This window comes from Anaerolineae bacterium, assembly GCA_014360855.1.
Classification (GTDB): Bacteria; Chloroflexota; Anaerolineae; order JACIWP01; family JACIWP01; genus JACIWP01.
Window position 1 is genome coordinate 1 of sequence record JACIWP010000141.1, and the last position, 8,057, is coordinate 8,057.

Annotated in this window: 8 protein-coding genes and 1 pseudogene; 7 read left to right on the forward strand and 2 right to left on the reverse strand. The window is 67.1% G+C overall.

Translation table 11 applies throughout. The features are described from left to right. On the forward strand, positions 1-588 hold a 588-nt coding region (locus H5T60_08795; GenBank protein MBC7242529.1), incomplete at its 5' end, for a hypothetical protein. 50 nt (positions 589-638) lie between these two features. Here the strand turns inward: H5T60_08795 and H5T60_08800 are convergent. Further along, entirely contained in the window at positions 639-866 is a 228-nt protein-coding gene (locus H5T60_08800; GenBank protein MBC7242530.1) for a hypothetical protein, read from the reverse strand. 192 nt (positions 867-1,058) lie between these two features. On the opposite strand from H5T60_08800, the gene H5T60_08805 reads away from it, so the two are divergent. The 6 genes from H5T60_08805 to H5T60_08830 all read left to right on the forward strand — a co-directional run bounded on the left by H5T60_08805 (position 1,059) and on the right by H5T60_08830 (position 7,133). After that, positions 1,059-3,023 (forward strand): Mu-like prophage major head subunit gpT family protein, encoded by a 1,965-nt coding sequence (locus H5T60_08805; protein MBC7242531.1) that lies wholly within the window; start codon positions 1,059-1,061, stop codon positions 3,021-3,023. Positions 3,024-3,100: 77 nt separating this feature from the next. Then, positions 3,101-3,283 (forward strand): hypothetical protein, encoded by a 183-nt coding sequence (locus H5T60_08810; protein MBC7242532.1) that lies wholly within the window; start codon positions 3,101-3,103, stop codon positions 3,281-3,283. Further along, entirely contained in the window at positions 3,280-3,903 is a 624-nt protein-coding gene (locus tag H5T60_08815; GenBank protein ID MBC7242533.1) for a hypothetical protein, read from the forward strand. The genes H5T60_08810 and H5T60_08815 overlap by 4 nt, the downstream gene beginning before the upstream one ends. Before the next feature lie 3 nt (positions 3,904-3,906). Beyond that, positions 3,907-5,970: a hypothetical protein gene (locus H5T60_08820; GenBank protein ID MBC7242534.1), complete on the forward strand. Its 2,064-nt coding sequence runs from the start codon at positions 3,907-3,909 to the stop codon at positions 5,968-5,970. After that, positions 5,967-6,203 carry a hypothetical protein gene (locus tag H5T60_08825; protein MBC7242535.1) on the forward strand — a complete coding sequence of 79 codons (237 nt, stop codon included), beginning with the start codon at positions 5,967-5,969 and terminating at the stop codon, positions 6,201-6,203. Before H5T60_08820 ends, H5T60_08825 begins: the two co-directional genes overlap by 4 nt. A 153-nt stretch (positions 6,204-6,356) precedes the next feature. Then, complete coding sequence (locus H5T60_08830; GenBank protein MBC7242536.1) at positions 6,357-7,133, forward strand: molybdopterin-dependent oxidoreductase; 777 nt, start codon at positions 6,357-6,359, stop codon at positions 7,131-7,133. Positions 7,134-7,141: 8 nt separating this feature from the next. On the opposite strand, the pseudogene H5T60_08835 reads toward H5T60_08830, so the two are convergent. Continuing rightward, positions 7,142-7,911: pseudogene (locus H5T60_08835) on the reverse strand (IS5 family transposase). Between the last annotated feature and the right edge of the window lie 146 nt (positions 7,912-8,057).

An 8,057-nucleotide genomic window follows, 5' to 3' on the forward strand; every position in this document is an offset into this window, starting at 1 on the left:
CGCGGGGCGACGCCGGCTGTCATCGCCCAGAAGCGCGCCGAGTACAGCCGGCCGCCGGCGCCCGGCTCCGTCATCATCAGCAATGAGGGGGAACGCTGGGAGGCGGTTCAGCCGCATATCGAGGCGCAGGACGCTCAGGCGGACGGCAAGGCGATGCGTCTGCTGGTGGCGGCCGGCGCCGGCGTGCCCCTGCACTTCCTCAGCGAGGGGGAATCGGCGACCCGCGCCACGGCGGCGGAGATGGGGGACCCGACCTTTCGGCATTACCGCCGGCGGCAGATGGAGGTATGCCGCATGGTGGAACGGCTGGTGGGGGTCGCCTATCAGCGGGCCGTGGCGGTGGGCAGGGCGCGGTTTTATGAGCGGCTGGAGCTGAAGGTATCTGCGCCGGAGATCGTGCGCGATGACAACGAGTCGTTGAGCCGTGCCGCGCGGCAGATGGTGGAGACATTGGCCCGCATGCGGGAGCTGGGCTGGGTGGACGCGCGCCGCGCCATACGACTGGCCTTTAAGGCCGCCGGCGAGCTGATCAGCGAGGAGGATATTGATATGCTCTTACAAACTGCTTCACCAGGTGATGCTGTGTGAACAAACTTGTAACGCTTGGGGTTAGAAGGGGAAATCCGCTCAGGGAAGGTCTAACGACTGCGGCTGGCATGCCGCTCACAAGGCTCGCGCAGCAATCGTTGGGCCTCCCATCGTCGGGCCGCATCCACCTCTTCCGGCGAACAGTCGGAGCGCAGGGTGAACCAGACCGACTGCCCGCATTTCGGACACTTGACGCGATGGAGCAGGAACGTCGGTCGCTCGGAGGGCTGGGTAGTTGATGCGGCGAGCAGGGTCCCCAGATGCAGTTGTTGCGCCATGGTCCACCTCCTGGGAATATGGGCTTTCACGCGCGCATAGGGAGAGGCTCGCCATTGAGCGCCTGCAGGAGAAGGTATCCTGCATAAGGCACAAGGGGATTCACTTCCAGTTTGATTATAGCACATTTTGGGGTGGCCGGCAAGTTCTTATGCGGCCCGGAACGAATTCGCCGCAAGAAAGGAGGTGCAGGTATGGGAGTGGAACGGGTGGAAGCCGGCCGGCTGGAGCTGGCCCGGGCGCGGCTGGGGGAATGGGAGCCGGCCGGCGGGGTGGAGACGGTGGAGGGAGCGACACGGCTGGAGGTGCTGGCCATGCGCGCCGGCGAGGCCAACGGCCTGCGCTATCCGGCGGAGGTGCTGGCGGCGAGCGTGCAGGCCGGCCTGTGGCGGGGCGCGGCGGTGTTCCTGGACCATCCCGACGCGCTGGACGCCACGCGCGCTGGCGGCCGGACCCTGGGCGACCTGGCCGGCGTGGTCGAGGAGGCCTGGTATGAGGATGGGGTGCGGGCGCGCCTGCGCCTGGCCGGCCCCAAGGGGCCGCTGGTGGCGGAGCTGGCGCGCCAGTGGCTGGCGGACCGGGAGGCCGGCCGGGCGGTGCCGCGCATCGGGCTGAGCGCCGACCTGCTGGTACTGCGGGATGCCGGCGGCCTGGTGCGGCGCATCCAACAGGTGCATTCCCTGGACGTGGTGTTTGACCCCGCCGCCGGCGGGACCTTTCTGCGGGTGCTCAATGCTTCGGATGGAGTGACCGCTTCTCAACCAATGCCAGAGGAGGGAAATACGATGTCCACGAACGAGGTCTTGTCTTCGGACGGCGCCGCCGGCGCGCAGGAGCCGGCGCTGGCCCGCGAGCTTGCCCTGCTCCAGTGCGAGCACGCGCTGAACGCCGCCCTGCGGGATGCCGGCCTGCCGGAAGCGCTGGAACGCGCCGTGCGCCAGCGCTTCGCCGGCCGGCTGTTTCATCCGCAGGAGCTGGGGCAGGCCATCGCCGCCCAGCGCGCCACCTGGGCCGAACTGCTGGAGGCCGGCGTGGTGAAGGGGTTGGGGGAGCCGCGGCCGGCGGCCCGCGCCGGCGTCAGCGGTATGCTGGATGAGTTGGACCGGGTGCGCCTGGCGTGGGAGCGCGCCCTGGGCCTTCCCATCCCGGAGCGCTACCGCGATATCCCGCGCTTGAGCGGCATCCGTGAGTTGTACATCACCCTGACCGGCGACCATGAGTTTCGCGGCCGGCTCTTCCCCGAGCGCGCCCTGCTGGCCAACGCCACAACCGCCACCATGACGAGTCTGGTGGCGGACGGCCTGAACAAGGTCATGCTGCAGGCCTACAACCGCCGGGAGAAGTGGTGGCAGTCCATTGTGGTGAACCGCGACCTGGACCGCTTCCAGGACATGAAAATGATCCGGGTGCACGGCTTCTCGTCCCTGAGCACCGTCAATGAGGGCGCGGCCTATACCGAGGCGAGCTGGGACGACGTGATGGAGACCGCCAGCATTGCCAAAAAGGGCAATTACATCGGCATCACCCTGGAGATGATCATGGCGGATGACATGGACGCGGTGCGCGCCATCCCGACGCTCCTGGGGTCGGCGGCGTACAACACGGTCTCGGACATGGTGAGCGAGGTGTTCACCGCCAACGCCGGCCTGGGCCCGCTCATGGCCGATGGCTATAACCTCTTTGATGCGGCGCATCACGGCAACCTGCGCACGGCCGCGCTGTCGCTGGAGGAGTTCGACAATGTGGCGCTGGCGATGATGAATCAGACGGAGCCCGGCTCCGGGCGCAAGCTGGCGGTGCCGCCGGCTTTCCTCCTGGTTCCGACCAGCCTGCGCTCCACCGCCCTCACGATCCGCAACAGCACCCATATTCCCGGCTCCGGCGACAACGACATCAATCCCTGGTACCAGGGTTTCGAGGTCATCGTGGTGCCGCCCTGGAGCGACGCCAATGACTGGGCAGCCGTGGCATCCCCAGCGCAGGTGGAGGGCATCGTGATGGGCTGGCTGTTCGGCCGGCAGGAGCCGGAAATCTTCGTCGCCGACAGCGAGGTGATGGGTTCCATGTTCACCAACGACGAGATGCGCATTAAGGTGCGCTGGTTCCTGTGCGTCGGTGTGGCGGACTACCGCGGCCTGCACAAGAACAACGTGGCGTAACGTATCATGGCGCGCTGGGCGCCTGAGGCGCGAGACAGCCGGCCCAGGCGCCCAGCCCAACGTAAGGAGGTGAGGACATGGTCGGGAAAGGCACCAGTGAGGTGATCGCCCTGCGGGCGCGGGTGCAGGTACTGGAGCATACGGTCTGGGCGTTGGTGGAGCGGGTGACCGCCCTGGAGGAGCGGCTGGAGGAGCCGGCACCGCCGCCGGCCGCCGGCTCTTCTCCGCGCCCGCCGGAGCGAAAGGAGCGCCGGCGATGAGCGCGGATATCAGCACCCTGCGCGCCCTCCTGGCGCTGGACCTGGGCGATGCCGGCGGGGAGACCTGGACGGCGGAGGAGCTGGAGCGGGCCGTGGAAAAGGCGCTGGGGGAGTACGACCTCTGGCTCCCTCTGCGGCAGGAGGCCGTGCTGACGCTGGAGGAAGAGGGCCGGCAGGTGGACCTGTCGGCGCTGGAGGGACTGCTGGGGGTAGAACGGGTCTGGTCCCCGTACGAGGATGATGCCTGGCCGCCGCAGTGGTGCCCCTTTGAGTGCATGGGGCCGGCCCTGACCCTTCTGACGCCGGCCGTGCCGCAGGCGGGGCAACAGCTTCGCCTGGTGTACTGGGCGGCCCACCGCATCGCCGGCCTTTCTGGGGCAGAGGATACGACCCTGCCGGCGGAGGATCTGGAGCTGGTGCTGATGGGAGCGGCCGGCTATGCCGCCCTGGAGCGCTCGCGCAGCGCGGTGGGAAGCATCAATGTCTCGGGCTATACGCCGGTGCACTGGGCGGACTGGGCCAATGACCGGTTGGAGGGGTTCCGCCGCCGGCTGAGGGAGCTGGCGGCGCTGAGGGGCATGGGATTTGCCGGCCCAGCACCCTTCACCACAGGAGGCTGAGGCATGCGCGCCATCCCCGAGGCTTTGCAGGCGGTGCAGGGAAGGCCGCAGTTGCGGCCGGCGGTTCGGCTGGAGGTGTGGAGCCGGCGGTTCGGCCTATGGCGGCCGGCCTGGCAGGCATTGTACGCCGGCGGTGAATCCGCGCACGGGCATGACGCCGGTTTGTGCGCCGACGGCGCGTTGGTGCGGGCGCGAGTGGATGAGAACGGCTATCTGCAGGTCGCCCGCATACCCCATCCTGAGGACCCGGACGAATGGTGTCCCTGGCAGATACTGGCGACGGCCGACGATGTGGCGCCGGCGGTCATCACTCATCCTACCAGCAGTGAGGTGCATATCTTGTGGGTGGGCGCCATTCACCGCAACATCCGCTGGACGCTCTCCACGGACGGCGGTGTCACCTGGAGCACGCCGGCGCAAATTCTGTCGGAGCCGTCGGGGAGCCGTATCACCGCGCTGGCCGGCGTTTTTCGCGGCCAGTCCCCGTATGAGCTGTACTTGTTCTATGCGCTGGATGCCGGCGGCGCCGGCGCCGATGACGTGCTGAAAGTGGTGCGGTACGCCGGCGGTTCCTGGGGAGCCCCGTCCGCCTGGAGCTATGGGCCGCGCTATTTCTTCAACGGCCTGGATGCGCTCTGGCAGGGCGATTTCTGGGTGGTTGCCGCCGGCCGCGACAGTGCTTCCCCCTATCTGCCGCGCCTTTGGACGCTGGCCTACGGCGATGGTTGGGAATATCCCGCCGGCGCATGGGCCGCGCTGGCAGAGCTGGAAGCGTCCGATGCGACGCAGTTTCAGTTCGCCGCGCCGGCCTGGTGCGCCGGCGATGCCGTGCGTCTGAGCTATCTGGAGCGCTGGGATGGGACCAACGCCTACCGGCAGGCCTGCCTGCGGACGCTCCTGCCGGCGGCTTCCCTGGGGTCGGCGCGCTGGACGGATGCGGAGCCGGTGGGCTATGCGCCGGCGGCGGATGCGGCCCTTTGCCTGTGCTGGGATGCCTCGGCGGGCCGGCTGTACCGCATCGGGCATGACCGGGCCTGGTGTGCGGTGCAGGAGACGGAGCCGCTGGAGCTGGGTGAGCGGGTGGTGGCGTATACGTACAATGAAATGCCGGCCGGCGGAGGGCTGGTCGTGGTGCTGGACAATCGAGATGGGGCGCTGTCGCGGGCGGGACAGGATGATTCCCCGTACGCGGCCCTGCGGCCGGGCGCGGAACTGCGGCTGGCGCGCGGCGCATGGGCGGCCGGCGCGCCGTATTACGCCGACCTGCCGGCCGGCACGGTCACAGCACTGGAATGGCGGGAGTCTCAGGGGACGAGCCGGCTGATCGTGCGGGCGGAGGGCTGGTGGGGAGTGTTACGCGGATGGCGCGCCGGCCGGCTCTTCTCCTGGGACGGGACGCGCACCACCGCCAGCATTAGCGCGGACCTGCTGGCGCAGGTGGGGCTGGACTTCGCGGCGGACGGCGCCGGCTCCGACCTGATGAGCACGCGCAAGCCGCGCTTTGTCGTGCCGGCCGGCCAGGATGGGGCGACCGCCCTGCGCCGGCTGATGGCGAATCTGCCGGACCTCCTGCGCTTCGATGGGTATGGGACAGTGCTCTTCCGTGACCCGGCCGTACTACCGGCCGCCTTTGCCGTCGGCGGGGCGGGGGAGCCGGCAGTGCTGGAAGGGGCGCTGGTGCAGGGCACGGCACGGGCCAACCTGTGTCAGGCCAGCGGCGATGGGGTATTCGGCTGGGCGCTGGACCTGGATGCCATCCAGGAGATGGGGACGCGCCGGCGGGTCTGGTACGATGCGGCGCTCCTTTCCGCGGCACAGGCCGGCCAGGCGGCGGAAGGGATGCTGCGGCGCGCCGGCCTGGAGGGGCCGGCCGGCTGGCTGCGCCTGCGGCCGCTGTGGGGCGTGGAGCTGTGGGATGTCCTGGATTGGACGCGGCGGGATGGGAGCCGGCGGCAGGTGCGGGTGGTGGGGATACAGGAGCGCTGTGACATGCGCCGGCGGGGTATTTATGAACAGCGGCTGTCGGTGGTCACGCTGTCCGGTGATGAACCAGGAGGTGGGGTATGATGGCGTGGGGGGTGTTGGCGGCGGTGGACCTGGGCACATACACGGCCAGCGTGGCGTTGGCGGACAGCCGGCCAGCGTATTTGCGGGATGTGGTGGTCAGCAGAGGGATATCGGCGTCGGATCTGGTGGTGGGCCGGCAGGTCGCGGTCTGGATAGATGAGGCGGGTGGGAGCGCGCCGTTGTTACTCCGCAAATGGATCGTGCATATCGAGACATGCGGCTGGCTCATGTGAAGTATAGCACGATCCGCTATAGGAAGCAACAGGGGAGACCTCACCCCCGGCTCCTCCCCGTATGCGGGGAGGGGGCATCTGTAGGTCATCTTACGGCCGGCGGTTCTCCTGTGTGCTATCGTGTGCTATAATAGCCCTTACAGGGAGGGGAGTATGTCCGCTTTCTCCGGTCGGCTGAGCCGGCGCCGGCTGTTCCAGCTCGGGTTCCTGGGTGCCGTGGCTTGGGCGGTCCAGGCTTGCGGCCTTTCTTCGCCGGAGAGCCGGCCCGCCGAAGAGGCACCGGCGCCGTTCCCCGAAGCGGCCGCGTCACCCACTGAGGCCCTGAAAATCCTGTACAATGAGGACCGCCAGGGGTTTTACATTCGCTATTACAAGCCCTTCCCGGCGGTGGACAAGGCTTCCTGGCGTCTGGAGGTCGCCGGCCTGGTCGAGACATCCCGCTCTTTCACCCTCGAGGAACTGCTCGCCCTGCCGCGCACACGCCTTAACGCCCGCATGAAGTGCGTCGAGTGCTGGTCGGCGCGCGCCCTATGGGAGGGATTCCGGTATGAGGAGCTGGCGCGGCTGATAGGGCCTCAGCCGGCGGCCCAGTACCTGCACATCACCTGCGCCGACGACTATTGGGAGGTCATCTCCATCGAGGAGATGCGCCATCCCCGCGCCCTCTTTGTCACCCACATGAATGGCTCCCTTTTGCCCGACGAGTACGGTGCGCCGTTGCGGGTTTTGCTCCCCTGGAAATACGGCTATAAAAGCCCCAAGGCCATCACGCGCATCGAGTTCCGCCGAGAGGATGGGCGCGGCTACTGGCCCAGCGTGGGTCCCTACACGGCGGAGGGCGACATCCGACAGGGTATGGACCGCCCTCTGGATATGGGGGGCGGGAGGGAAGCCCGGCCCATCGCCGGCGGCGAGATCACCGAATACTAGAACCTATCTCATAAAAGGTGTTTGAGCAAGATCATGATACAGCCCAACTGGACAAAACCCAGGAAGTTTTCCAGATGACGCTCATACCGCACCGTCAGCCTTCGAAAGTTACCCAGCCAGGCGAACAGCCGTTCAATCTTCCAGCGCCGCCGATAACGCCGCAGCTTGCGGCCATCTTGGGTTTTCGGACGCTTGCGATTGCGGCGGTGCGGCGCAATCATCTCAATGCCCTGCTCCGCCAATGCTTGGTCCAGCGAATCACTGTCATAAGCCCGATCTCCTATCAGACGCCGCGGTGGCTCGGACACAAAGCGCGCCTCCAACACAGCTTCCACCAGCTTCACCTCGTGCGGGCTAGCACTTGTGACGCATACGGCGATAGGAAGACCAGCGCGGTCTGCCACTGCCATGAGCTTCGTACCTTTGCCCCGCTTGGTCTTTCCCACTCCTCCGCCCCCTTTTTCGCCACCACGAAGGTGCCATCGATGAAGCACTCCTGGAGATCAAGACCCCCTCGCGCTTTCAGGTCTTCCGCCAGGGCACGCAGGATCGCTTCCATCACCCCCATTCTCACCCAACGCTGGAAGCGGCGGTGGCAGGTCTGGTATGGGGGATATCGCTCGGGCAGGTCCTTCCATGGAGCACCAGTGCGCAGCACCCACAGGATGCCGTTCAGCACTTCACGGGCATCCCTCCAGGGCCGTCCCCTTCTCCTCTGCCGCTCCTCTGGTGGGATCAACGGCTCAATAATGGCCCACTGCTCATCGGTCAGGTCCATCGTGCTCACCTCGTTAAGCTCGGGTAGCACGCATTATTTTACCACATCCTGGATTATGAGATGAGTTCTAGTTATAGTAGTCGTTATAGTAAGGACTGGGGATAAGTGGACAACCGGCCCGGCCCCCCGATATATTGGGGACTGTG